Genomic DNA, 23,936 nt, shown 5'->3' with positions numbered 1-23,936 from the left:
CCATGGAGTATCACTGTGACCGATGAACATCGCCTGCTTGCCGGGCGGTATCGAATCGGAGAAGTCATCGGCCGTGGGGGTATGGCCAATGTCTACTCGGGACGAGACGAGCGCCTCGGGCGACAGGTAGCGATCAAGCTCCTGCGTTCGTCGCTGGCGAGCGATCCCGTCTTTCGCACTCGGTTCAAGCAGGAGGCGCAGGCCGCCTCCCGTATGGCGCACCCCACCATCGTGCGCGTGTTCGACGCGGGCGAAGAGAAGGTGCGCGAACCGGGCGGGTTCGAAGGGGTCGTTCCCTTCATCGTCATGGAGTACGTCGAAGGCCGTCTCCTCAAAGACATCATCAAAGAGGGACCGGTCGCGCCGGCCGAGGCGATCCGGATCACCGAGGGGATCCTCACAGCCCTCGAGTACTCCCACCGCGCAGGTGTCGTTCACCGCGACATAAAGCCCGGCAACATCATGCTCACCACCTCGGGGCAGGTGAAGGTCATGGACTTCGGAATCGCCCGCGCGATCTCCGACTCCTCGGCCACCGTCGCGCAGACGACCGCGATCCTGGGCACCGCCCAGTACTTCTCGCCCGAGCAGGCACGCGGCGAGTCCGTCGATGCACGAACAGATCTGTACTCCACCGGCGTCGTTCTGTTCGAGCTGCTCACGGGCCAGGCGCCCTTCCGCGGCGACACTCCCGTCGCCGTCGCGTACCAGCACGTCAGCGAGACGCCTCCGGTACCGTCTTCGATCAACCCCAACATCTCGCCCGCCATCGATCGGGTCGTGCTCCACGCGCTCACCAAAGACCGCTTCTCGCGGTTCCAGTCGTCCGCCGAGTTCCGCACCGACCTCCAGGTCGCCGGCGCCGGCAAGATCCCGTCGAAGCGTCCTCCCGTAGAGGACTTCCAGTCGTCGCTCTTCGGCGCACCCCCCAGCCTCACCGCCACCTCGGACTCGGCTCTGACGCAACTGGCCGGAGACGACGACTACGCCGTCCGCACGCAGTCACGGCCCCCGGTCGTCTGGATCTGGGCGGGCATCGCCAGCGTCGCGGTCATCATCATCGCGATCGTCTTCTGGATCTTCACGCTCCAGCCCACCACGATCGTTCCCGACAACTCGATCACGGTTCCGAATGTCGCCGGCCAGACCTACGACGCTGCCGACAGCACGTTGCAGCAGATGGGCCTGGTAACAGCACGACAAGACATCTTCGATGCGGAGATTCCTGAGGGGCGCGTCATCCGCACCGATCCCGAGCCGGGCACGGTGCTGAACGAGAGCTCCGATCTGGTGATCGACGTGTATGTGTCTCTGGGCAAGCAGACGGTATCCATTCCGGATGTCTCGGGTAAGCCCGACGCGGAGGCGACTCAGGCCCTCACTGCTCTGGGACTCACCGTCGGCACGACGACGAAAGAAAACCACGCCACGGCTCCCACCGACGCGGTCATCCGCACTACTCCCGCAGCCGGTACGGCCAGTTTCGTCGGGGACTCGGTCAATCTGGTGATCTCGTCCGGTCTCGTCAGTGTCCCCGACGTCACCGGACAGGCGCTCGAGGTAGCGAGTTCTACTCTTCAGGGTCTGGCGCTCCAGGTCACCGTCGACGGTGACCCGGGCTGCAAGACGGTTCCCGGCAATCCCGTGTCGAGTCAGTCGATCGCGGCCGGAGACGCCGCCCAGAAGTCGACCATCGCCATCCGGTACTGCACCGGCGCTTAGGCCCGGCATTCTCGGGTCTAACCGATGAGCCTCTAGTTCGTGCGCATGAGCGGACTGAGGCTCTGAGCCGCAAAAGGCGCGCTCTCGAGACCTGCCGCACCGAGCCAGTTACCGAGCATGCGGTAACCGCCCTCGGTAAGAACCGATTCCGGGTGGAACTGCACGCCGAACACCGGCGCCTCCTTGTGGCGGAGTCCCATGATGACGCCGCCCTTGGTGCGGCTGGTCACGAGAAGCTCATCGGGAACCGTGCCGTCGACGACAGCCAGCGAGTGGTATCGCGTGGCCGTGAACGGATCGGGCACTCCCGCATAGAAGGCGCTGCCATCGTGCTCGATGAGGCTCGTCTTTCCGTGCATCAACTCGTCGGCGTAGGTCACCGTGGCGCCGAGGGCTTCGCCGATGGCCTGATGGCCGAGACACACCCCAAGGAGAGGTGTGCTCGAGGCAAGGGCAGCGTGCACCACGGGGATCGACACGCCCGCGTCGTGCGGAGTACCCGGCCCGGGCGACACGAGCACCGCGTCGTAGTCCGCGATCCGTGCCGAGGCGTCTACGGCCGCGAAGTCGTCGTTGCGCACGACGTCGGTCTCGGCCCCCAACTGCAGGAGATAGCCGTTCAGGGTGTAGACGAAGCTGTCGTAGTTGTCGATCACGAGAACGCGCGTCATTGGTCGACAGTGACTTCCTGTGTCGGGGTGATCATCACGTCGATCCAGGGGAAGACCCAGGCGGCGAGGGCATAGACCACCGCAGCGGCGAGAATCAGAACGAGAAGGATGCGCAGCCAGATCGGGCCGGGCAGAACTCTCCAGAGAGCGGCGTACATATCAGTTCCCCGATCCGACGACGGATGCGATCTCGGCCGGTGGTCCGGCCGATCGCGGCTGCCACGACTCGAACGCCCCGTAAGCGATGATGCGCTCCGACGCGATATACAGCGGGTTGCAGCTCGTGAGGGTGATGAGACGATCGACGGGGGTGGCTCCCTCGACCTGCGGAACGGGATCGATGACGCCGATTCCGTACGGGGTCACGTACTCCGTGTCGCGGTAGCGGTAGGTGTACCAGCCGTCTTGCGTCTCGACGTAGATGGGGTCGCCGATCTGCAGCTCGTTGATCTTGATGAACGCGCTGCCCCAGCCGTCGCGGTGAGCAGCCACGGCGAAGTTGCCGACCTCGCCCGGCATCTGCGTGTCGTCGTAGTGACCAGCGCCCCCCTTGTTCAGCACCGTGTGCGGATCGACGCCCTCTGCGATCGTGCGCTTGAAGTCGGCGCCGAAGCGGGGCACGTAGAGGATCGCGAAGTCGCTGCCGGCCGAGGGCGCACCCATCACGGCGGGTTCTCCGTAGTTCACCGGTGCTGCAGCGGCCCCGGTCGAGGTCGGAGTCGGCGTCGGAGTCGTTCCGGTCACGACGGGGAGCTTCCAGTCGTCGGCCAGAGATGTCGCGTCTGATGCCTGCTCGTTGGTGAGCACGATGCTGTTCCACCACAGCTGCCATCCGAGGAACAGGAGCACGAAGACCCCCGCTGTGATCAGCAGCTCGCCGAACACTCCCACGACCTTCGTGGCAAGACTGCGCTTCACCGGCGGTCGCGGGGTCTTCTTCGACGTTCGCGGCTTCGTCGGCCGAGCGGATGCGGCTTCGCCGGCAGCGACGACGGGCTCGTCGCCTCCCACAGGCGGCTCGGACACCGAGAGGGCATCCAGATCTGAACGAGCGGCAGCCGTGTCGGGCTGCGGCGTCGTGTCGGGCTGCTCTATCGACGACGTCGAGCTCTTCAGTGCTTCTGCCTCGGCCTTGCGCGCCTCACGACGTGACAACGGCGTGGCATCAGAACCTGGCTGAATATCCCCCGGCTGGTATTCGGTCATTGTTGCATTGTAAGCCGTCGATGCGGCCCTTTGCCCTGAGAGCCAAGCCGTTCCCAAGCATTCCGGGCTAGAATCGTGCCTATGGCCCGCGAGAAGACCCGTTCACCCCGTTCCGAAGTCGCAAAGACTGCTACCCGAAGCGGTGATGAGTCGACGAAGCCGAACCCCGTATGGTTCAAGCCGGTCATGTTCGGCTTCATGCTCGTCGGTCTCGCCTGGATCATCACGTTCTACGTGAGCCAGGCCAAGTTCCCGATCGCCGATCTCGGCGGCGGCAACATCCTCATCGGATTCGGGATCGCCTTCATCGGCTTCCTGATGACGACACGGTGGCGCTGACCACCTATTACGCCACACAACCTGTGGATAACTAGGAATTACACCCGTGTAATTATCCCCAGCTGTGGATAACCCTGTTAATAACTACTCTGCACTTCTGTGGAGAGTCGGTTAGACCAAAGCCTTCGCGACGGTGAGGGCGACGAGCCCCACGCCGGTCGCGACCAGCAGAAGCATCTGCGTGTTCTTCTGACGCACGTTTCGGGTCTTCGTGAAGATCAATCCCACCAGCGCACCCGCTGCAAGGCCGCCGAGGTGCGCCTGCCAGGCGATGCCGAAGCCGGGAATGAAGCCGATCACCAGGTTGATTCCGACCAGCACGAGCAGCTGAACGTTGTTGCCGCCGAAGTGGCGCTGGATGACGAAGAACGCGCCCATCAGTCCGAAGATCGCGCCTGACGCGCCGACGACGCCCTGGAACGGTGAGGCGATCAGGTCGACGGCGACCGAGCCACCCAGACCGGCCAGAAGATAGAGCGTGAGGTAACGCGCGCGACCCAGGGTGTGCTCGAGCATCTGCCCGAAGATGAACAACGCGTACATGTTGAAGAGCAGATGAAGGACACCGCCGTGCATGAAGATCGAGGTGATCATGCGCCAGGGCTCGAGCGGAGCGCCCAGAGCCGGCTGCGTGTAGGCACCCGCGTACTGCAGAGCCTGTGTGACGGACTGACCGATGCCCGGAACGCTCTGCAGAATGAAGAAGAACGCGGTGACGCCGATCAGCGAGTAGGTGACGACAGGCTGCGTCGACGTGCTGCGGAAAGCCGTGACGAAACGGGGCTTCGGGCGGGCGGGCCGATTCTGCCGCGCACAGTCGACGCAGTGCACCCCCACTGCCGCCTGAACCTGGCATTCAGGGCACACGGTCTTGCCGCATCGCTGACAGAGAATGAAACTCTGTCGGCCGGGATGCCGATAACAGAAGTTATCGGCATCCACCGGAGCCTGTGACACCCGCGTTCGCCTCTATCTCGTGAAAGAAGCTCAGACGGCTTCTACGGTGACGCTCTCGACGACGACGCTGTCGAGGGGGCGGTCGCCGGCGTCGGTGGCGACTGCGCCGATCTTCTCGACGATGCGCTTCGACTCGTCGTCGGCGACCTCGCCGAAGATCGAGTGCTTGGCCTGCAGCCAGGTGGTCGGACCCGTGGTGATGAAGAACTGCGAGCCGTTGGTGCCGTGGCCCCCGCGCTGACCGGCGTTGGCCATGGCCAGAACGTACGGCTGCGTGAAGTTGAGCTCGGGGCTGATCTCATCGTCGAACGCGTAGCCCGGGCCGCCGGTGCCCTGTCCGATGGGGTCGCCGCCCTGGATCATGAATCCGGGGATGATGCGGTGGAAGATGGTGCCGTCGTAGAGCTTGTCTTTGGAGACCTTGCCGGTCTGGGGATGGGTCCACTCGATTTCGCCCGTGGCGAGGCCGACGAAGTTGGCGACGGTCTTGGGCGCGTGGTTGCCGAAGAGATTGACCTTGATTGCGCCGTGGTTGGTGGTGAACGTAGCTACGTGGGTGTGTGCAGGCATGAATTGATTCTCCCATACACCCTCAGACATCCAGACGAGGCACAGGGTATGTGCGGGTGATCGCCAGGGCAAGCCGTGCGCGGCGAGCGATGTGCGTGGCAAGATTGGGGGGAACCGCGCTCGTTCCGCTGATGGAGGTTTTCAATGAGTCTTACTCGCAAGCGTCGCAAGGCGCTCAAGAAGTTGAAGGGCAGTGCTGAAGAGCTTTGGCTCGACCAGCAAGAGATCCTTGATCGCGCAAACCAGATCGCCCGCGTCGCCGCCGGTCACGCGTCCGATCTGACCCGAGAAGAAGTCGTACCCCGCGTCCGCGGAGCGGTCGACTCGATCGGACCGGTCATCGGCCGCAATGTCGCGGGCGCGAAGCTCGCGGCTCAGGAAGTGCGCAGCCGTTTCGCTCACGATGTCCTGCCCTCGGTCGGAACAGCACTCGGATCGGCAGCCACGGTGCTTCACGTGGCCAACAACCCGACCGTCAAGCGAGCGATCGCCAAGACCCAGCCCAAGAAGGCTCCGGTCGGCGGCATTGTCGCGATCGTCTTCGGCGTGGTCGCCGCGGCTGGCGTCGGATACGCACTGTGGCAGACGCTCCGTGCAGACGACGAGCTCTGGATCGCTGACGACGAGGCCGTCTCCGAGACGCCCGCCGGCTAGCAAGTACACCAGCACGAACGACAAGAGCGGCATCCCCACGCGGGGTGCCGCTCTTGTCGTTCGTGCTGATATCGATCGAGTCGATCGCCGAAACCGGTCGTCGCCTAGATGTCGTCCATCTGCTTCTTGAGAGCCGCGAAATCGACGTCGATCAGCGTGCGGATGCGACGGGCTCGGTTGCGCGTGTAGTCGGCGTCCTTGACCGGCGACGTCGGAAGCGTGTCGAGGCGCATCTCGACGGCCCCGCCCAGGTCACCCCAGGCGGCCTGTCTGGCCGTCTCGACGATCTCTGCGACGTAGTCGGCCTCGTCTGCCAGAACTCTCAGCCGGGCCGCTACGCGCGAGTACACGGCGTGACGCAGGTCGAGGCTACCCAGGTCTTCGGGATGGTAGTCGTGCTCGTGCCGCACGCTGCCTCGCGCCCGTGCGGCGCGCTCTCGCAGCACGTCGGTGACGCGGTCCGCATAGTCGGACTGCTCGGCCGCGAGACGCACCAGCGACTGCTTCACCTCGCGCGCGGTGGCGTCGGCATCGAAGGGCTCGTCGTGGCGGAGTGCACTCACGATGATGTGATTCTTCACATCCATGACGACGGCGAAGCGGGCGATGAGGAGACCTTCATCGACGGCCCGTTGAACGGCCTCTTCTGAAACGGAAATGGCCTCGGACGAAGCCGACGGGCGCTTTCGCTTCCGATCGGACTTTCGCCTCAAGGCCATTTCGATCCACCAGTTTTATGGACTGCTGTTTTGTTCACTGCGAGTGAAAGTCACTTAGATCTTCACTGCGGTGGAGCCTAGGAGAATCGAACTCCTAACCCCCTGCTTGCAAAGCAGGTGCTCTGCCAATTGAGCTAAGGCCCCGGTTGAGAAGGCTTCTTTCGAAGCATCTCGTGGGGGTACGTGGACTTGAACCACGGACCTCTTCGTTATCAGCGAAGCGCTCTAACCGCCTGAGCTATACCCCCGGATGGGCAGATAGTAGGTTATCCCACCTGCACCCGTTTCCCCAAACCGAGCGAACCCGGATGGGGAGAATCCGTCTTACTTGTTGGTGAAACCGAGCAGAATTCCGCCCGTGATCTTCGTTGCGAGGTTATACAGAACCGCACTGATCGCGCCGAGAGCCGTGACGACGATCACGTTCAGGATCGCCACGATGACAGCGAAGCCCATGACCTGCGACAGCGAAGCGAAGTCGAAGAGATCGAAGTTGTCTTGACCCGCGATGTCTTTGAGGAGGCCGTTGATCTGGTCGAAGACGCCGGTCTGGTTGAGCAGCGACCACACCAGGAAGGACACGACGATCGTGATGATTCCGAGAATCACCGCGAAGAGGAACGACAGCTTGAGGATCGACCAGAAGTCGACGTAGACCAGCTTGAGCCGCACCTGCTTGGTGGCTGCGGGGCGCGACGACTTCTTCGCGAGTTTCTCGGCGACATTACTCATTCGTCGATTCTTCCTTTCCGTCGGGCTCTGATTCGCCCTGTGCGGCGGCGGCGCTCTCTGGCACACTATCCGACGCCGCTTCGGCGTCGAGGTTTCGTTCAGTGTTTTTTGCGAGAGCGATGATTCTGTCTTCGTCTGCGAAACGGGCGAACACGACACCCATGGTGTCACGACCCTTGGCGGGTACTTCGGCCACGGCAGAGCGTACCACCTTGCCACTGGCAAGAACCACAAGCACCTCGTCGTCCTCTTCGACGATCAGCGAACCCGCCAGATCGCCCCGAGCTTCTTGGAGTTTCGCCACCTTGATGCCGAGACCTCCGCGACCCTGGACGCGATACTGCTCCACGTGGGTGCGCTTGGCGAACCCGCCCTCGGTCACCACGAAGACGTAGCCCTCTTCAGAGACCACCGACGCGGCGAGCAGATAATCGTCGCTCCGGAACTTCATGCCGATGACACCCGCGGTGCTGCGTCCCATCGGGCGAAGGGAGTCGTTCGACGCGGTGAAGCGGATCGACATGCCCTTCTTCGACACGAGCAGCACATCGGAATCTTCTTCGACGAGTAGAGCCGAGACGAGCTCGTCGCCCTCGCGCAGGTTGATCGCGATGATTCCGCCCGAGCGGTTGGTGTCGTACTCGTCGAGTGCCGTCTTCTTGAGAAGACCGCCTCGCGTCGCGAGCACGAGGTACTTGGCAGCCTCGTAATCGCGGATGTCGAGGACCTGTGCGATCTGCTCGTCCGGTGCCATGGCGAGCAGGTTGGCGACGTGCTGACCCTTCGCGTCGCGGCCGGCCTCCTGCAGCTCGTATGCCTTGGCGCGGTAGACCCGACCCCGGTTGGTGAAGAAGAGCAGCCAGTGGTGGGTGGTCGTGACGAAGAAGTGCTCCACCACGTCGTCTGCGCGCAGCTGCGCGCCCTTGACTCCCTTGCCTCCGCGGTGCTGGCTGCGGTAGTTGTCGCTGCGCGTGCGCTTGATGTAGCCGCCGCGCGTGACCGTCACCACCATCTCCTCTTCGGGGATGAGGTCTTCCATGTTCATGTCGCCGTCGAACCCGAACACGATCTCCGTGCGGCGGTCGTCTCCGTACTTGTCGACGATCTCGCTGAGCTCTTCGACGACGATCTCGCGCTGACGTGCCTGCGACGACAGGATGAAGTTGTATTCGTCGATCTTCAGCTGAAGAGCGTCGGCCTCATCCATGATCTTCTGGCGCTCGAGGGCGGCCAGTCTGCGCAGCTGCATCTCGAGGATGGCGCGCGACTGCAGCTCATCGATGTCGAGGAGCTGCATCAGACCATCACGGGCATCCTCGACCGTGTTGGAACGGCGGATCAGCGCGATGACCTCGTCGAGCGCGTCGAGCGCCTTGAGATAACCCTGCAGGATGTGCATGCGCTCCTGCGCCTCGCGCAGTCGGAACATCGTGCGTCGCACGATGACGTCGACCTGGTGCGTGACCCACTCGCTGATGAATCCGTCGATCGAGAGCGTGCGCGGAATGCCGTCGACGATCGCGAGCATGTTCGCGCCGAAGTTCTCTTGCAGCGACGTGTGCTTGTAGAGGTTGTTGAGAACGACCTTCGCAACAGCATCACGCTTGAGCACGATGACGAGGCGCTGACCGGTGCGGCCCGACGTCTCGTCGCGGATGTCGGCGATGCCGCCGACCTTGCCGTCTTTCACGAGGTCGGCGATCTTGATCGCGAGGTTGTCGGGGTTGACCTGGTAGGGCAGCTCGGTGACGACGAGGCAGGTTCGACCCTGCAGCTCCTCGACGTTGACGACGGCGCGCATCGTGATCGATCCGCGTCCCGTGCGATAGGCATCCTGGATGCCCTTCGTTCCCAGGATCTGCGCTCCCGTGGGGAAATCCGGACCCTTGATGCGCTCGATCAGCGCATCCTGCAGTTCTTCGCGCGTCGCATCCGGGTTCTCGAGGGCCCAGACGGCACCCGCTGCGACCTCGCGCAGGTTGTGCGGCGGGATGTTGGTGGCCATTCCGACCGCGATACCCACCGACCCGTTGACCAGCAGGTTGGGGAATCGCGAAGGAAGGACGACCGGCTCGAGCGTGCGCCCGTCGTAGTTGTCCTGGAAGTCGACGGTCTCCTCGTGGATGTCGCGCACCATCTCGAGCGCGAGCGGAGCCATCTTGGTCTCGGTGTATCGAGGGGCCGCGGCGCCGTCGTTTCCGGCGGAACCGAAGTTACCCTGACCGAGCGCCAGTGGGTAGCGCAGGCTCCACGGCTGGATGAGGCGCACCAGGGCGTCGTAGATCGAGGTGTCACCGTGAGGGTGGAACTGCCCCATCACCTCGCCGACGACGCGGGCCGACTTGGAGAAGGCTCGGTCGGGGCGGTAGCCGCCGTCGTACATCGCGTAGATGACGCGTCGGTGCACGGGCTTGAGTCCGTCGCGCACGTCGGGAAGCGCTCGACCCACGATCACGCTCATCGCGTAGTCGAGGTAGGAGCGCTGCATCTCGAGCTGCAGGTCGACCTGCTCGATGCGGTCGGTCATGGCGCCCGAGGAATCGGGGGCCTGGGGGATGTCGCCCGTGGTGTCGTCAGTCATGGTGTCCTAGCGGTAGAGCCCGTCGCCGAGCAGAGCGCATCAAATATCGAGGAAGCGAACGTCTTTGGCGTTCTTCTGGATGAAGTTGCGTCGGGATTCGACGTCTTCACCCATCAGGGTCGAGAAGATCTCGTCGGCAGCAGCAGCGTCGTCGAGCGTGATCTGGCGCAAGGTGCGGGTGTCCGGGTCCATGGTGGTGTCCCACAGCTCGCGGTAGTCCATCTCGCCCAGACCCTTGTAGCGCTGGATGCCGTTCTCTTTCGGGATGCGCTTTCCAGCGGCCTGGCCATTGACCAGCAGCGCGTCGCGCTCCGCGTCGGAGTAGACGTACTCGTGTGCCGAGTTCGTCCATTTGAGGCGGTAGAGCGGCGGCATGGCGAGGTAGACGTATCCGAGTTCGATGAGCGGACGCATGTACCGGAACACGAGGGTGAGCAGCAGGGTGGTGATGTGCTGGCCGTCGACGTCGGCGTCGGCCATCAGAACGATCTTGTGATACCTGGCCTTGTCGGGGTTGAAGTCCTCGCCGATTCCCGCGCCGAATGCGGTGATCATGGCCTGCACCTCGTTGTTGCCGAGCGCTCGGTCGAGCCGTGCCTTCTCGACGTTCAGGATCTTTCCGCGCAGGGGCAGGATGGCCTGAGTCTCGGGGTTACGGCCCTGAATGGCGGAGCCACCGGCGGAGTCTCCCTCGACGATGAAGATCTCGCTCTTCTCAGGGTCGCGACTCGAGCAGTCCTTCAGCTTTCCAGGCATGCCGCCGCCCTCGAGCAGGCCCTTGCGTCGGGTCTGCTCTCGCGCCTTGCGTGCCGCGAGACGAGCCTGGGATGCCTGGATCGCCTTGCGGATGATGTCGCGGGCCTGCGCGGGGTTGCGATCGAACCAGTCGGTGAGCTCGACGCCGACGACGCGCTGGACGAAGGCCTTGGCCTCGGTGTTGCCCAGCTTGGTCTTGGTCTGGCCCTCGAACTGCGGTTCGGCGAGCTTGATCGAGATGACGGCCGTCAGACCCTCGCGCACGTCGTCGCCGGAGAGGTTGTCATCTTTCTCTTTGATGATGCCCTTCTCACGGGCGTACTTGTTGACGAGCGTGGTGAGGGCGGCTCTAAAACCCTCTTCGTGCGTGCCACCCTCATGCGTGTTGATGGTGTTGGCGTAGGTGTGAACACTCTCGGTGTAGCCCGTGGTCCACTGCATGGCGACCTCGAGCGCGATCTTGCGCACGGTGTCCTCCTGCTCGAACGAGATGATCTCCTCGTTCACGAGGTCGTTCTTCTTCGCCCGGTTCAGGTACTCCACGTAATCTTGGAGACCCTTCTCGTAGAGATAGGTCACCGCTACCGGCTCGCCGTCGTCGCCCGCGGTCGCCCGCTCGTCGGTGAGGCTGATGCTGAGGCCCTTGTTGAGGAAGGCCATCTGCTGGAAGCGGGCGCGCAGAGTCTCGTAGTCGAACTCGATCGACTCGAACGTCTCGGCGCTCGGCCAGAACGTGATGCGCGTTCCGGTCTCGGTGGTGGTCTCGTCTTTCGACAGAGGTGCCTCGGGCACACCATTGCGGTAGCTCTGGCGATAGACGTTGCCCTGTCGGCGCACCTCGACATCGAGTTCGCTGGAGAGGGCGTTGACCACCGAGCTGCCGACGCCGTGGAGACCGCCGGAGACCGCGTAGCCGCCGCCGCCGAACTTTCCACCGGCGTGCAGGATCGTGAGTACGACCTCGACGGTGGATTTCTTCTCGACGGGGTGCATGTCGACGGGGATGCCGCGACCGTTGTCGGTGACCTGGATGCCGCCGTCGCGCCGCATGACGACCGCGATCGTGTCGGCGTAACCTGCCAGCGACTCGTCGACCGAGTTGTCGACGATCTCGTAGACCAGGTGGTGCAGTCCGCGGGGTCCGGTCGATCCGATGTACATACCCGGACGCTTGCGCACCGCTTCAAGGCCTTCGAGAACCTGAATCTGGTCGGCGCCGTACTCGCTGTCGGGGTTCACTTTGTCTGACTCAGACATATAGAAATGGGCTCCTCAGTGCCGCCTCTATGTGAGTCATGAAGGCGACCCTTAATTCTAGCAAAGACCGCGTGTGTTAAACGGCTACATGGCGATCTGAGCGGTTTATTTTGGTGGGGTGACCGTATTTGCCACGTCAACCGTAGGTATCGCGAGGACCACGCCCTGGAATTGATCTGGAGCCCTTTTTCCATGACGGTGCGTGGGGTGCCTGAAAGCGCACACTCTCGATGCCCGCGTCTGGGTAGGACTGTGCGATGCGGGTCATGATCATCGTGCGCATGTGTCGCAGCTGCGTGGCCCAGGCCGTGGAGTCGCACTGCACCGTGAGGACCGCGTCTGTCACATCGAGGGGAAAACTGTGCTCGGCGGTGTCGGCGCCGGCGATCTCCTTCCACGCCAGAAGCAGATCCGACTTGGCCAGAGGGGTCGCCCATCCCAACTCGCTGGTCATCGCCGTCATCACGTCGGCGATGCCCTTCGGATCTCGACCGCGACCGTAGGCCTCGCTCTCGACGACCGGCTCGCGTGTGCGACGCTTCCGCGGTCCGTAGCGTCGACTCGTCGCATCACCGAATACTTCTTTGAAGCGCAGGTATACAGATGACGAGAGCGAGGTAGCCGGTGCGGCGCCTTCGTCGACCGTGCTCGCCGAAGAGACCTCGTCGCTCACGGCCTGTCCTCGTCGACAGGCTCAGGAGAGGAGTCGGAGTCGGGGGACGCATCGGGTTCGGGGAACGGCACACTCGGGTCGACGATCGTGCCCGCGCTGATACGCACCGTGTGCGGGGTCAATGACTCGGGCACATCATCGTAGACAGCCGCCGTGATGAGCACCTGCTCATAGTCGGCGACCGCTATCGCCAGACGTTTGCGCCGGGCCTCATCGAGCTCCGCGAAGACATCGTCGAGGATCACGACGGGATCTCCCGTGGGCGACTCGATGCGCAGCAGAGCGGCCGCCGAGAGTTTCAGCGACAAGGCGTATGACCAAGATTCCCCGTGGCTGGCGTATCCCTTGGCCGGAAGCCCATTGAGCTCGAAGACCAGATCATCACGATGGGGGCCGATCAGAGTCAGGCCCCGATCGAGCTCCTGCCTGCGAACACGAACGAGGCCCTCCCTGAAGAGCTCGGCGATGCTCTCTCGCGTGAGGTTCTCCTTCGTAGTCCCCTCGGGTACGGCGAATCCGTCGTCAGCCTGGTCGTCGGCATCCGGATGCGCGGCGAGCACGCTGAGTCTATTGCCGAGCGCCGGGCGATGGTCGGCCCCGGCGATCGAGCGGTAGGCATCCACCACGAGGGGGTGCAGACGGCCGACGAGGGCTACGCGCTCGGCGATCAACTCGCTGCCGAGTGCGACGAGTCGCTCGTCCCAGATGTCGAGCGTCGACAGATTCGCGCCGCGGAGTCCCTGTGCCCGGGCCGACTTCAGCAGCGTGTTGCGTTGCTTGAGAACTCGCTCGTAGTCGGACTGCACGCCGGCGAGACGAGGAGTGCGCGCGACGAGCAGCTGGTCGAGAAATCGGCGCCGACCCGACGGCTCGCCGCGGATCAACGCCAGATCTTCGGGCGCGAACAGAACCGAGGAGAAGTACCGCGGCAATTCGCGGGGCTTGATAACAGAGCGATTGACCTGGGCGCGGTTCGCACTCGACCGGTTGATCTGAACCTCGACCAGCAGCTCGCGTGCCTCGTGTTCGAGTCGAGCCCGCACGATGGCTGCGTTCTGGCCCGCACGGATCATCGCGTGATCGACGGAGACGCGGTGCGAGCCCAAGCTGCTCAGATAGCCGAGGGACTCGATGAGATTCGTTTTGCCCTGCCCGTTGCTTCCGACGAAGAGGTTCGGGCCAGGCTCGAGGTCGACTTCTGCTGTGGCGTAATTACGAAAGTCGACGAGCGAGAGATGCCGAACGAGCACGGTTCTCTCCTGTCTTACTGCTGTCGTTCCCTGAGCTTGCCGAAGGTGCCCTTCGACAAGCTCAGGGAACGAGAGACTCCTAGTCTTCGGCCTTCTTGACCGCGTGGCCGCCGAACTGGTTGCGCAGCGCCGCGACGGCCTTCATCGAAGGCGAGTCCTCTTGACGCGACACGAAGCGCGCGAAGATCGACGCCGAGATCGTGGGAACGGGCACCGCGTTGGAGATGGCTTCTTCGATGGTCCAGCGACCCTCTCCGGAGTCCTCGACGTAGCCCTCGATGTTCTCGAATTCGGGGTCCTGCTCCAGCGCCTGAACGAGGAGCTCGAGAAGCCAGGAGCGCACGACCGTTCCGCGCTGCCATGCCTTGAAGGTTCCCGTGACGTCTTTGATGATGTCCTTGCGGGTGTCGAGGAGCTCGTAGCCCTCGGCATACGCCTGCATCAGGGCGTACTCGATGCCGTTGTGCACCATCTTGGCGTAGTGACCCGCGCCGACCTCGCCGACGTGGACAAAGCCCTCTTCGCGAGGTCCTTCGGGACGAAGGGCGTCGAAGATCGGCATCAGCATCTCGATGTTGGCCTTGGTGCCACCGACCATCAGTCCGTAGCCGTTCTCCAGGCCCCAGATACCACCGGAAACGCCAGCGTCGACATAGCCGATGCCCTTGGGCTCGAGTTCTGCGGCGTGCTTGAAGTCCTCGGTGAAGCGGGAGTTTCCTCCGTCGATGACCAGGTCGCCGTCAGAGAGGACCGTTCCGAGCTCGGTGATGACCGAGTCGGTGATCTTTCCGGCGGGAACCATGACCCAGACGACGCGGGGGCTCGGGAGCGCCGCAGCGAGAGCCGCGAGGTCGGCCACGTCGGATACGGCGGGGTTGTTGTCGTACCCCGTCACCTCGTGACCCGCGTTGCGCAGGCGCGCACGCATGTTGTTGCCCATCTTGCCGAGACCGACGAGTCCAATGTGCATTACAGAATCTCCTTGACGAAAGACGTGGGTGAGGGCGTCCGGGATCCCGGCCGCCGGCATCCGGTGAATTACCGCAGCAACAGGTTCGGCTGCAGCAGGTATTTGTAGTCGTCTGTGCCGGGCTGGTCTTTAGACGACTGGCTCGTGATGAGCACGGGGCCCGGCTTGTTGGGATTGTCGGTCTTGGTGAACGAGATCCGAACGTATTCCGAGTGCACGGCACTCAGACCATCAAGCAGGAACTGTGGTTTCAGCGAGACGACGGTGTCGGAGCCGGTGAGAAGCGCGTCGATCGATTCGGATGCCTGGGCCTGCTCGGAGCCGATGGCTTCGAGGGTGACACCGTCGATGGTGAAGGTGAAGCGGAGCGCGGCCTCGCGCTCGAGAACGAGGCTGACTCGACGAGTCGACTCGATCAGCTCTGCGGTGTTGATGACCGCGTAGTTGTCGACGGTCTCGGGGAAGAGTCGCTTGACTGGAGGGAAGTTGCCCTTGATCAGCAGCGATGTGACGGTCTTCTTGTCGGCTCGGAAGGCGATGAGCTCTCGATCGTCGGTGTTCGTGATCGAGACCGAGATGGTGCCGGCGTTGCCGAAGGTCTTTCCGACCTCTTGCAGAGTCTTCGCCGGCACGAGTGCACTCGCCGTGGAGAGACCGGAGTCTCCCGAATCCCAATCGATGTTGCGCACAGCGACGCGGTAGCGGTCGGTCGCCACCAGCGACAGCGTGTTCTCGGACACCTCGAGTTGGACACCGGTGATCACGGGAGTCACATCGTCTCGGGATGCGGCGACAGCCACCTGAGCCACGGCGGCAGCGAATTTGTCGGCGGGCAAGATGCCTGATTCTTCGCCGATCTGCGGAAGGCTCGGATATTCCTCGACGGGCATGCTCAGCAGCGTGAACTTGGCCGATCCGCTCGAGACGGTGATGCGGGAATCTTCTGAGGCGAATCGCACCGGTGCGTTCGGCAGCTTGTTCGCGATATCTGACAGCAGGCGACCCGATACGAGTACCGTGCCCGGTTCTTCGACATCTGCGGCGATCTGCGTCTGGGCCGAGACCTCGTAGTCGAAGGACGACAGAGTCAGGCCGTCTTCATCGGCCTTGATGAGGATTCCGGAGAGGATCGGGAGAGTGGTTCGCTGAGGCAACAGCTTGACGGCGAAGGAGACGGCTTCGCTGAAGACGTCTCTGTTGGCTTGGAACTTCACGAAGGCACTCCATACGAGATCGGCCAGTTGAGATGGGTTGCTGATTGGCCTCAATGCTAGCGGGTGGTGGGAACGTCGAGACGTTCTTGTCATTCAGGGGCCGCCCGATCGAAAAGGTTGTCGGGGGCTTAATTAAGTGAAATTAACGTTAATGGTCTTAACCGCTGTGGATATGTGGATAACTTCTGTGGATTGCAGTTTTCCGTAGGGAACTACAACGGTGTGACATGTAGAAATCGTGTGCGGAGTGCATCCACAACTCGACCGGCCGAAGAACGCGATATGAACGAGTCCACAGCTCGAACCGATCGACTCACATCTTTAAGCCTCTTATCCACAGCTTCTGCACAAGCTGTGGAAAGTCCTGTGGGGATGGACGCTGTCGAGGCGGGTCAGACGTCCTTGTAACGCTGATTGTGCTTGATGCGGTTGCTGATCTCGGTGACCTGGTTGTAGATCGACCGCTTCTCGGTCATGAGCTTGCCGATCTTGTTGTTCGCATACATGACCGTCGTGTGGTCGCGCCCGCCGAAGAGTTGACCGATCTTGGGCAGAGACAGGCTCGTCATCTCTCGGCACAGGTACATGGCGATCTGTCGGGCTGTTGCGATCGCCTGGGAACGAGAGGAGCCGTAGAGGTCGTCGACCGAGAGCTTGAAGTAGTCGGCAGTGTGATTGATGATGTCGACGGGCGCGATGATGTTGTCTTCATCGAGCGTGATGAGGTCTTTGAGCACGGTCTGCACGAGCTGCATGTCGACCGGCGTCCTGTTGAGGCTCGCGAAGGCGGTGACCCTGATCAGTGTTCCTTCGAGCTCGCGCACATTCGACGACACCTTGGTGGCCATGTACTCGAGGATGTCGTCGGGCACGCGCAGCTTCTCGCTCTGGGCCTTTTTTCTGAGGATCGCGATGCGCGTCTCGAGGTCGGGAGTCTGCACATCGGTGATGAGCCCCCACTCGAACCGGGTACGCATCCGGTCTTCGAAGCCTGTCAGGGCCTTAGGCGGCAGGTCGGATGTGATGACGACCTGCTTGTTGTGGTCGTGCAGTGTATTGAACGTGTGGAAGAACGCTTCCTGCGTCTCTGCCTTGCCCTGCAGGAACTGGATGTCGTCGATCAGAAGCAGATCGATGTCGCGGTACCGCGAATGGAAGGCCGCGCCCCTGTTGTTGGCGATGGAGTTGATGAAGTCGTTCGTGAATTCTTCGCTCGACACATAGCGAACCCGAACGCCGGGGTACAGGCTCATCGCATAGTGACCGATGGCGTGCAGGAGGTGGGTCTTGCCGAGTCCGGAGTCTCCGTAGATGAAGAGCGGGTTGTAGGCCTTGGCCGGCGCCTCGGCCACGGCCACCGCGGCCGCGTGGGCGAAACGGTTCGATCCGCCGATGACGAAATTGTCGAAGCTGTATTTGGGGTTCAGGCGTGTGTCGTTGTTGCGCGGGGGGCCGACGGTCTCCTGGGCTGGGGTCGGGGCCGTGTGAACAGTCGGCGTTTCGATGTAGACCGGTTCGGATGCCTCGGCCTGGCCGGCCATCTCGCTCCCGCTGATCTCCGGGTTGACGACCACGGAGAAGTTCGTAACGGACAGTCCGGAGTCGAGCTGGCCTATTGCCGCGAGGAGTGACGGACGCACCCTCAGCTCGAGCATGTCCCGGGTGAAGTCGTTGGGTACCTCGAGGTAGAACGAACCGGCCATGATGCCCTTCGGCACCACCAGGCCCAAGAAGCCTCGGAGTTGCGGAGTGATTCGCTCGTCACGGGACAGTGCCTGAAGGACGGAGCGCCATTGGCCCTCCGTCGAGGTGTCATCCTCCGCCATGGAACTCCCGTCGAACATATGAAAAAAATCGATTCTGCCTGTGGAAAACTAGGCGAATCGAGCCGAAGTGTTGAGTGTGCCCGAGCGTCAGCGAACTGGATAACTAAGCTAGTTGCTGGCATGCAGCGGGGCAAGCTCACTGTATTGACTCTACGCGTGTCATGCACAGGCAGTTTCCACAGTCTGTGGATAATAGCTGTCTCTGTGCCCAGGAAGTTTGACCATTGGCATCCGAGGTCGTAGGTTTAATCAGTTGACTTGTGGCCAATCGGCCCGCATTTACTTTCCCGGTTCCCTGTCGTGCACACGCGATGAGGTCCGGGCCACGGAGAACACACCATGAGCAAGAGAACTTTCCAGCCGAACAACCGTCGCCGCGCCAAGGTGCACGGCTTCCGTCTGCGCATGCGTACCCGCGCAGGCCGTGCCATCCTCGGCGCACGTCGCCGCAAGGGTCGCACCGAGCTCTCCGCGTAGCAGCCGAGCTCGTTTCGCTGTGTTGGCTCACGCCAACCGGATCACGACCGCCGATGATTATCGCGGCGTGGTCCGGCGGGGAACGCGTTTTGTGTCCCCTAACGCCGTGACGTACCTTCGCGCACCCAAAAACGAGCCAACTGCGCCCGCCGCGCCCCGATTCGGATTCATCGTCGCCAAGTCAGTCGGCGTCGCAGTGGTCAGAAATCGAGTGCGTCGACGACTCAAGGCGGCGAGCTACACGATGCTCGATCGGGTGAAACCGGGAACCGATGTGGTGGTGCGTGCTCTACCGGGAGCCGCATCCCAGCCTTACGGCGTACTCTGCGAAGAGTTGGCCGCATCGCTTCGGAAGGGATCCGCACTCGTATGACGACGGTTCCTGTCTCCTCTATATCTTGGAAATACGTTCTGATCAGCGTATTCCTGGTCCCACGCAATGCTGCAGTACTTCTGCTCCGCGGTTACCGGGCGGTCATCTCTCCTCTTTATGGTGACGTGTGCCGGTACTACCCGTCGTGTTCGTCGTACACCCTCCAGGCAATCCAGCACCGCGGGCTGTCTGTGGGAGTCGGCCTGGGCATCCTGCGCATCGCACGCTGTCACCCGTGGGCAGCCGGCGGTATCGACGATGTGAAGCCGGCCAAAAACCCCCGATACGCGCTGACGCCGTTCGGATTCGTTGTTCCACGTAGCCACGGAAAGGGCTAGTCGCTTTGGATCTCCTCGGCACCATACTTTGGCCGATCAAATGGGTCGTCGAACTCATTCTGGTCGCATTCCACTACGTCTGGACGTGGGTGGGACTCAACCCCGACGATGGCCTCACCTGGGTGTTGTCGATCGTGGGACTCGTGCTGGTGATCCGCGCCGCTCTTATTCCGATCTTCGTCAAGCAGATCAAGAGCCAGCGCAAGATGCTCGAAGTCGCCCCGCAGCTCAAGAAGATCCAAGACAAGTACAAGGGCAAGAAAGACCAGTTCTCTCGCGAGGCCATGTCTCGCGAGACGATGGAACTATACAAGCGCACCGGAACGAATCCGCTGAGTTCGTGTCTTCCTCTGCTTCTGCAGATGCCCATTTTCTTCTCGCTGTTCTCCGTTCTGAATGATGCGCAGCACGAGAAGGCCGGCGGAGGAGTCGGTCTGCTCAACGAGACGCTGGCCAAGTCGTTCGGTGAGTCCGATCTCTTCGGCGCTCCCCTGAAGGCGACTCTCGCCAACAACGAGGGCAGCTTCCTCGTCATCGTCTTCGCTGTGACCATGATCGCGCTGATGACCGCATCGCAGTTCATCACGCAGCTGCAGATCATGTCGAAGAACCAGTCGCCCGAGGCCAAGAACAGCCCGATGTTCAAGCAGCAGCGCATCCTGCTCTACATCCTCCCGGTCGTGTTCATCTTCTCCGGTGTCGCCTTCCCCCTCGGTGTGATGTTCTACTGGTTGACCTCGAACTTCTGGACGATGGGACAGCAGTTCCTCGTCATTCGCAACATGCCCACACCGGGCAGTGAGGCGGCCGCCGCGCGCGAAGCCCGTCTCGCCAAGCGAGGAAAACTGGTCATCAAGGACGGTCCTCTGAGTGACGAGCCCGTCGCAGACGAAGTACCGAAGTCGACGCAGCGTCAGCAGCCCGTCGGCAAGAACCGAGCCAAGAAGCAGGGTGGATCCAAGTGAGTGACGTGACAACCGAGACCGCGGGCGTGTCGACCGACGACAACGTCGAGGCATTCGATGACGCAATCACCGTCGACGAGTCTGCCGTGGGTACCGACCCCGCTGAGACGAGCGACTCGACACCCGAGGCGAACCTCGACGACGAGGGTGACATCGCGGCCGATTACATCGAGGAACTGCTCGACATCTGCGATCTCGATGGAGACATCGACATCGACACCCGTGGTGGCCGCGCCTACATCTCGGTCAATGCGTCTGGCGACAGCAACATCCGTGTTCTGTCCAAGCCCGACACGGTGAACGCGCTTCAGGAGCTCACCCGTCTCGCCGTTCAGACGAAGACCGGTGCCTTCAGCCGGTTGATTCTCGATGTAGGTGGCAGTCGCGAGGCGCGCCAGGCCGAACTCGGTCGTCTCGTCGATTCCGCCGTTGCTCGTCTCGACGCCGGTGAAGAATCTGCAGCACTGCCAGCCATGTCGTCGTACGAACGCAAACTCGTTCACGACATCGTCGCCGAGCGCGGACTGGTGTCGGCTTCTGAGGGTGATGGCCGCGATCGGCACACCGTCATCAGCCGCGGCTGAACGACCACTCCCCCGTACGCCTGGGCCTGGTCAGTGCTATGAGTATTCCTGAGAACACCGAGGTCGAGCCTGCGGTTGCCGTCGATCTGTTCGGCGAACGCATCGAACTCGCGCGAGAGTTCACGAACGCGCTTGCCACCCACGGCGAGGAGTACGGGCTCATCGGCCCCTTGGAACTCCCCCGGCTGTGGACCCGGCACGTACTCAACTGCGCTCTTGTGGCTCCCCTGCTTCGTGAGGGCACCGTCGGAGACATTGGCAGTGGCGCGGGGCTTCCGGGTCTCGTCTTGGCGATCGCCCGACCAGACGTGCACTTTACGCTCATCGAGCCGATGGAGCGTCGAGTCAAGTGGCTCAACGACCAGGTTCGCTCTCTCAAGCTCGACAACGTCGATGTTCTTCGTGACAGAGCCGAAGATGTGAGACTGCCCGAGGGTTTCGATCAGCTCACTGCGCGTGCGGTGAGTGCCTTCTCCAAGCTCATCCCGATGTGCGCACCTCTCGTTGTTCCTGGTGGCGAGTTCATCTTGATGAAGGGCATCAACGCGGCAAAGGAGATCGATGCTGCTGAGAAGCAGATCCGCCGGTTCAAACTCCGTGATATCGAAGTCGTCGAATTGGGCCAGGGTGTACTGCCCGATACGACCCGTGTGATCAGGGCCACTGTTTCGTAGCCCTCGGCAATGTTTCACGTGAAACATTCGAGTTGCGCATGCAACTGGTGCTGACCCGCACCCGGAGGCGCGCAGCTCCCTCTCCTGTGTATGCGAAGACCCGGGGCACGCTGGGGATCTGTCACCGCCGCGTCCACTCCCCCGCGCTACGAACGCCGGATTGTGTCACCGAGTGGGGACGTGCTTCTGCGGCTCTCTGAGGCTATGCCAGTGTCCGTGTCCGTGTCCGTGTCCGTGTCCGTGTCCGTGCCCGTGTCCGTGCCGGTGCCTGTGTCAATGTCCGTGCCTTCGTCGGTGGCTGTGGTCGAGACGACGCCCGTGCCCGGGAAGCCGAGTGTGCGGCACGAGCGCGGGCACGGTGCGTGCCGGTGTGCGCGACGAAGGCGTATGGGATGTTAAGCCCCTCTATGGTTGTGGCAACGGGAACCGTGAGATGTCTCGGCGTGTGGGCGCGCGATGCAGGCGTCGGCGCGGCCTCAGACGTTGGCACCGCTACGGAATATGAGGCTGCTATTGGGTCATCGCCGATCTACAACCCGGGCCGGGCCTGGCGACTCTCTACGGCACCTGGCCCGAGTTCGTCGAAATCAGAAGCTTTCTTGGCTGGTAACGTCGGCGTGTAGAGCGCAACCTGCTCGGTGAGGCGGGCGGGCGTCAGGCGTCACAGTAGGGCCTGGACCGATTGATGGAACGCTGGCTGTGTAGAACGCCTCAGTGGTGCCACGGGTGCCATCATCGACGAGGTGCGACAGGCTGGCGATCGCCTCGAGACAGGCCTCGTTCTTATGATCTGCGCGCTCGTTCCATGCAGAAGTCGGGTTCGCGGTTGTCGTCGCTGCGTCACTCCGGTCGCGAGAGCCAGACAGGATGTGAACTCGGCGGCCGGGAGCACTGTCGTCGTGAGAACTGCGACCCATCGTCGATCTCGATGCCAAAAACCCCCGAGACTCCCGGATATCCGGGCGCAGCGGCCAGGTCGCCAGTTCTGGCGACCCCGTCTCACGGACCGCACCTCAGCACAGAAAGAAATCGTCTCGGGGTGAATGCGTTAGAAGAGAGACGACGAGAGCGGCAGTTTGGTGCGGGCGGCCTCTTCGACCTTCTCGTGCCAGCGAGTGTCTGTATGGAGTAGCGGAAGCGGGACGAGGCGAGCCTGTTGAGATGTAGCGCACGTAGTCGGGATGGAATCGGAGAGAAGCCACGATGTAGATCTCTGACATCCCGTCGCCCCTTGGTCTGCCGCCACTTTCGACCTGATTTCTTCTCCAGGCCGTGTCGCGTTTCGTGCGAGCTGCGGACTACGCCGAGTCCGGGGGTCGGGCACCTCGGGCACAAGTGAAAGCAATTCGCTGACCACGTGATGCGTGTTGAGGGGCCCGGTGTCGGGGCGAGATGAGACTACGCCGCAGCGACCTTGTGGGCAGCGCGGCGTCAGGTGAGGCGGGTGAGCCCTCACCGCGCGCGGATCGTTGTCGTTGTCGTTGCCGTTGTTGTCGTGTCGAGGTTGGTAGGTGGGTTGTGATGAATAGGCCTGGATGAGGAGAGAGAAGCGCAGCGGGCGTCAGGCCTTCGGAAGAGGGCATTGGGACACGTGGCGAGAAATAGGGCGTGCATAGCGCACCTGTCTGGTTGATCAAACATTTCGAGTTCAGTCCCTCCTCTTTCGACGGCAGAAGCAGGCGCAGGTGGTCGGCGCTTGTATTTGAGGAAGTTCACGGGCGTGCTGATCGCGGGTCCAGGTTGGCTTGACGCAGACATTCGTTAGAGCCCGTTCGCGCCATATCTCGGAGGAAGCCGGGGCATCAGTGGGGGTCGCGTGTCTCGTGGTGCTCGAGGTCTCGTCTCTAAGCGAGGGCACTGCGCGTGGATTCACATCGATGGTGGGTCTTCGATGAGGGCGGGTTCGACTGAGGAGTGTCGGCTGGCAACAGCTGGCGTCGCGGTCAACGTGTCGTCTAGAGCTCCTCGTGTCGTTCTACGGTCGACCGACAGGCGCGTGGTGGATGTCGGTGGTTCCTTCGGATTTAGCGAGCATAAGTGAGCCGCGTGGTGCAGACACGAAGGTACTGTGACGAACGCTGGGCACGCGTATCTCAAGACCTCCACCGTAGTTTTGGGCGACGACGCGCGGCTAACGTCGGTGAGTGCTCGGCAGTGGAGGAGCTTGGTCTGAACCCACGATGGATGAGTGCGTGGCGGCTTGCTCGAGCCCGGAGCGTAAATCGTGCCAGGGCTGCGCAGCGTCAAGGACTGCGGACGGAGCGGGGCTGCTGTTGTCATGCCAGGGTGGGTGGCTCATGCTCGTACTGTGGTTGGGTTGTGGAGCAGCCGATGCAATGAGTCTCTTCGCGGGATTGGCATTGGTCGGTCCAGCCCGACCGATCTCGTGTTCGGTGCGGTTCTGTTCGACTCCGCAAGATCCATCTCA

At 62.5% G+C, this 23,936-nt stretch carries 23 protein-coding genes and 2 tRNA genes; 9 read left to right on the top strand and 16 right to left on the bottom strand.

The annotated features are described in order from the left end of the window. The first annotated feature begins 15 nt into the window (after nucleotides 1–15). Nucleotides 16–1,722, top strand: coding sequence for a Stk1 family PASTA domain-containing Ser/Thr kinase (gene pknB / locus ASE64_RS16285; protein WP_104279457.1), 1,707 nt, complete (start codon nucleotides 16–18; stop codon nucleotides 1,720–1,722). A 32-nt stretch (nucleotides 1,723–1,754) separates the two neighbouring features. On the opposite strand, the gene ASE64_RS16280 is transcribed toward pknB, so the two are convergent. The 3 genes from ASE64_RS16280 to ASE64_RS16275 are packed head-to-tail and all read right to left on the bottom strand — an operon-like array spanning nucleotide 1,755 to nucleotide 3,599. Then, entirely contained in the window at nucleotides 1,755–2,393 is a 639-nt protein-coding gene (locus tag ASE64_RS16280; RefSeq protein ID WP_055782948.1) for an anthranilate synthase component II, read from the bottom strand. Continuing rightward, nucleotides 2,390–2,551 (bottom strand): hypothetical protein, encoded by a 162-nt coding sequence (locus ASE64_RS17710; protein WP_181035804.1) that lies wholly within the window; start codon nucleotides 2,549–2,551, stop codon nucleotides 2,390–2,392. Before ASE64_RS17710 ends, ASE64_RS16280 begins: the two co-directional genes overlap by 4 nt. A 1-nt stretch (nucleotide 2,552) precedes the next feature. Next, complete coding sequence (locus tag ASE64_RS16275; RefSeq protein WP_082466442.1) at nucleotides 2,553–3,599, bottom strand: class E sortase; 1,047 nt, start codon at nucleotides 3,597–3,599, stop codon at nucleotides 2,553–2,555. 81 nt (nucleotides 3,600–3,680) lie between these two features. Here ASE64_RS16275 and ASE64_RS16270 point away from each other — a divergent pair, with 81 nt between their 5' ends. Then, complete coding sequence (locus ASE64_RS16270) at nucleotides 3,681–3,938, top strand: cell division protein CrgA (RefSeq protein ID WP_044440925.1); 258 nt, start codon at nucleotides 3,681–3,683, stop codon at nucleotides 3,936–3,938. Nucleotides 3,939–4,049: 111 nt separating this feature from the next. Here the strand turns inward: ASE64_RS16270 and ASE64_RS16265 are convergent, their stop codons facing one another. Beyond that, on the bottom strand, nucleotides 4,050–4,775 hold the full coding sequence (locus tag ASE64_RS16265) for a rhomboid family intramembrane serine protease (RefSeq protein WP_326940098.1): 726 nt from the start codon (nucleotides 4,773–4,775) through the stop codon (nucleotides 4,050–4,052). A gap of 150 nt (nucleotides 4,776–4,925) precedes the next feature. Further along, nucleotides 4,926–5,465 (bottom strand): peptidylprolyl isomerase, encoded by a 540-nt coding sequence (locus ASE64_RS16260; protein WP_055782942.1) that lies wholly within the window; start codon nucleotides 5,463–5,465, stop codon nucleotides 4,926–4,928. Nucleotides 5,466–5,609: 144 nt separating this feature from the next. Here ASE64_RS16260 and ASE64_RS16255 point away from each other — a divergent pair, with 144 nt between their 5' ends. Further along, nucleotides 5,610–6,119 (top strand): hypothetical protein, encoded by a 510-nt coding sequence (locus ASE64_RS16255; RefSeq protein WP_055782939.1) that lies wholly within the window; start codon nucleotides 5,610–5,612, stop codon nucleotides 6,117–6,119. A 104-nt stretch (nucleotides 6,120–6,223) separates the two neighbouring features. On the opposite strand, the gene ASE64_RS16250 is transcribed toward ASE64_RS16255, so the two are convergent. From ASE64_RS16250 to dnaA, 11 genes are all read right to left on the bottom strand, one after another. After that, the gene (locus ASE64_RS16250) at nucleotides 6,224–6,682 is read right to left on the bottom strand and encodes a hypothetical protein (protein ID WP_146077703.1); all 459 of its coding nucleotides are present in this window, start codon (nucleotides 6,680–6,682) and stop codon (nucleotides 6,224–6,226) included. A gap of 227 nt (nucleotides 6,683–6,909) precedes the next feature. Continuing rightward, a tRNA-Ala gene (locus tag ASE64_RS16245) sits at nucleotides 6,910–6,982 on the bottom strand. Between the two features lie 30 nt (nucleotides 6,983–7,012). After that, nucleotides 7,013–7,086 (bottom strand) — tRNA-Ile (locus ASE64_RS16240). Nucleotides 7,087–7,162: 76 nt separating this feature from the next. Beyond that, the gene (locus tag ASE64_RS16235; RefSeq protein WP_055782932.1) at nucleotides 7,163–7,570 is read right to left on the bottom strand and encodes a DUF3566 domain-containing protein; all 408 of its coding nucleotides are present in this window, start codon (nucleotides 7,568–7,570) and stop codon (nucleotides 7,163–7,165) included. Continuing rightward, nucleotides 7,563–10,151 (bottom strand): DNA gyrase subunit A, encoded by a 2,589-nt coding sequence (gene gyrA / locus ASE64_RS16230; protein WP_055782929.1) that lies wholly within the window; start codon nucleotides 10,149–10,151, stop codon nucleotides 7,563–7,565. The genes ASE64_RS16235 and gyrA overlap by 8 nt, the downstream gene beginning before the upstream one ends. Nucleotides 10,152–10,190: 39 nt before the next feature. Continuing rightward, the gene (gene gyrB / locus ASE64_RS16225; RefSeq protein WP_055782926.1) at nucleotides 10,191–12,164 is read right to left on the bottom strand and encodes a DNA topoisomerase (ATP-hydrolyzing) subunit B; all 1,974 of its coding nucleotides are present in this window, start codon (nucleotides 12,162–12,164) and stop codon (nucleotides 10,191–10,193) included. Between the two features lie 136 nt (nucleotides 12,165–12,300). Then, nucleotides 12,301–12,837 (bottom strand): DUF721 domain-containing protein, encoded by a 537-nt coding sequence (locus ASE64_RS16220; protein WP_082466441.1) that lies wholly within the window; start codon nucleotides 12,835–12,837, stop codon nucleotides 12,301–12,303. Then, nucleotides 12,834–14,087, bottom strand: a complete 1,254-nt coding sequence (gene recF / locus ASE64_RS16215; protein ID WP_055782923.1) for a DNA replication/repair protein RecF — start codon at nucleotides 14,085–14,087, stop codon at nucleotides 12,834–12,836. Before recF ends, ASE64_RS16220 begins: the two co-directional genes overlap by 4 nt. Before the next feature lie 79 nt (nucleotides 14,088–14,166). After that, a complete protein-coding gene (gene gnd / locus ASE64_RS16210) occupies nucleotides 14,167–15,057 on the bottom strand; it encodes a phosphogluconate dehydrogenase (NAD(+)-dependent, decarboxylating) (protein ID WP_055782920.1) in 891 nt (296 codons plus the stop codon). Between the two features lie 68 nt (nucleotides 15,058–15,125). Continuing rightward, the gene (dnaN, locus tag ASE64_RS16205; protein WP_055782917.1) at nucleotides 15,126–16,271 is read right to left on the bottom strand and encodes a DNA polymerase III subunit beta; all 1,146 of its coding nucleotides are present in this window, start codon (nucleotides 16,269–16,271) and stop codon (nucleotides 15,126–15,128) included. Nucleotides 16,272–16,663: 392 nt separating this feature from the next. Next, nucleotides 16,664–18,097 (bottom strand): chromosomal replication initiator protein DnaA, encoded by a 1,434-nt coding sequence (dnaA, locus tag ASE64_RS16200; protein ID WP_055783226.1) that lies wholly within the window; start codon nucleotides 18,095–18,097, stop codon nucleotides 16,664–16,666. A 339-nt stretch (nucleotides 18,098–18,436) separates the two neighbouring features. Between dnaA and rpmH the strand changes: the two genes are divergently transcribed. From rpmH to rsmG, 6 genes are all read left to right on the top strand, one after another. Continuing rightward, nucleotides 18,437–18,574 carry a 50S ribosomal protein L34 gene (gene rpmH, locus ASE64_RS16195; protein WP_010204566.1) on the top strand — a complete coding sequence of 46 codons (138 nt, stop codon included), beginning with the start codon at nucleotides 18,437–18,439 and terminating at the stop codon, nucleotides 18,572–18,574. After that, entirely contained in the window at nucleotides 18,522–18,947 is a 426-nt protein-coding gene (rnpA, locus tag ASE64_RS17260; RefSeq protein WP_326940069.1) for a ribonuclease P protein component, read from the top strand. The genes rpmH and rnpA overlap by 53 nt, the downstream gene beginning before the upstream one ends. Further along, on the top strand, nucleotides 18,944–19,285 hold the full coding sequence (yidD, locus tag ASE64_RS17255; RefSeq protein WP_082466439.1) for a membrane protein insertion efficiency factor YidD: 342 nt from the start codon (nucleotides 18,944–18,946) through the stop codon (nucleotides 19,283–19,285). Before rnpA ends, yidD begins: the two co-directional genes overlap by 4 nt. 5 nt (nucleotides 19,286–19,290) lie before the next feature. Further along, a complete protein-coding gene (gene yidC, locus ASE64_RS16190; protein WP_055782914.1) occupies nucleotides 19,291–20,250 on the top strand; it encodes a membrane protein insertase YidC in 960 nt (319 codons plus the stop codon). A gap of 86 nt (nucleotides 20,251–20,336) precedes the next feature. After that, a complete protein-coding gene (locus tag ASE64_RS16185; RefSeq protein ID WP_055783223.1) occupies nucleotides 20,337–20,834 on the top strand; it encodes a Jag family protein in 498 nt (165 codons plus the stop codon). 44 nt (nucleotides 20,835–20,878) lie between these two features. Further along, the gene (gene rsmG / locus ASE64_RS16180) at nucleotides 20,879–21,508 is read left to right on the top strand and encodes a 16S rRNA (guanine(527)-N(7))-methyltransferase RsmG (RefSeq protein ID WP_200920267.1); all 630 of its coding nucleotides are present in this window, start codon (nucleotides 20,879–20,881) and stop codon (nucleotides 21,506–21,508) included. Nucleotides 21,509–23,936: the final 2,428 nt, after the last annotated feature.

This window comes from Agreia sp. Leaf210 (assembly GCF_001421485.1).
In the GTDB taxonomy this organism is placed as follows: Bacteria; Actinomycetota; Actinomycetes; order Actinomycetales; family Microbacteriaceae; genus Agreia.
This window is presented reverse-complemented; position numbering and strand designations above follow the sequence as displayed.

What these genes read in the sequence shown, in the direction of transcription:
- gyrA (WP_055782929.1), bottom strand. Translation starts at nt 10,151, where the DNA reads ATGACTGACGACACCACGGGCGACATCCCCCAGGCCCCCGATTCCTCG.
- ASE64_RS17710 (WP_181035804.1), bottom strand. Translation starts at nt 2,551, where the DNA reads ATGTACGCCGCTCTCTGGAGAGTTCTGCCCGGCCCGATCTGGCTGCGC.
- ASE64_RS16275 (WP_082466442.1), bottom strand. Translation starts at nt 3,599, where the DNA reads ATGACCGAATACCAGCCGGGGGATATTCAGCCAGGTTCTGATGCCACG.
- ASE64_RS16260 (WP_055782942.1), bottom strand. Translation starts at nt 5,465, where the DNA reads ATGCCTGCACACACCCACGTAGCTACGTTCACCACCAACCACGGCGCA.
- ASE64_RS16280 (WP_055782948.1), bottom strand. Translation starts at nt 2,393, where the DNA reads ATGACGCGCGTTCTCGTGATCGACAACTACGACAGCTTCGTCTACACC.
- ASE64_RS16270 (WP_044440925.1), top strand. Translation starts at nt 3,681, where the DNA reads ATGGCCCGCGAGAAGACCCGTTCACCCCGTTCCGAAGTCGCAAAGACT.
- gnd (WP_055782920.1), bottom strand. Translation starts at nt 15,057, where the DNA reads ATGCACATTGGACTCGTCGGTCTCGGCAAGATGGGCAACAACATGCGT.
- ASE64_RS16255 (WP_055782939.1), top strand. Translation starts at nt 5,610, where the DNA reads ATGAGTCTTACTCGCAAGCGTCGCAAGGCGCTCAAGAAGTTGAAGGGC.
- rpmH (WP_010204566.1), top strand. Translation starts at nt 18,437, where the DNA reads ATGAGCAAGAGAACTTTCCAGCCGAACAACCGTCGCCGCGCCAAGGTG.
- yidD (WP_082466439.1), top strand. Translation starts at nt 18,944, where the DNA reads ATGACGACGGTTCCTGTCTCCTCTATATCTTGGAAATACGTTCTGATC.
- dnaA (WP_055783226.1), bottom strand. Translation starts at nt 18,097, where the DNA reads ATGGCGGAGGATGACACCTCGACGGAGGGCCAATGGCGCTCCGTCCTT.
- ASE64_RS16235 (WP_055782932.1), bottom strand. Translation starts at nt 7,570, where the DNA reads ATGAGTAATGTCGCCGAGAAACTCGCGAAGAAGTCGTCGCGCCCCGCA.
- gyrB (WP_055782926.1), bottom strand. Translation starts at nt 12,164, where the DNA reads ATGTCTGAGTCAGACAAAGTGAACCCCGACAGCGAGTACGGCGCCGAC.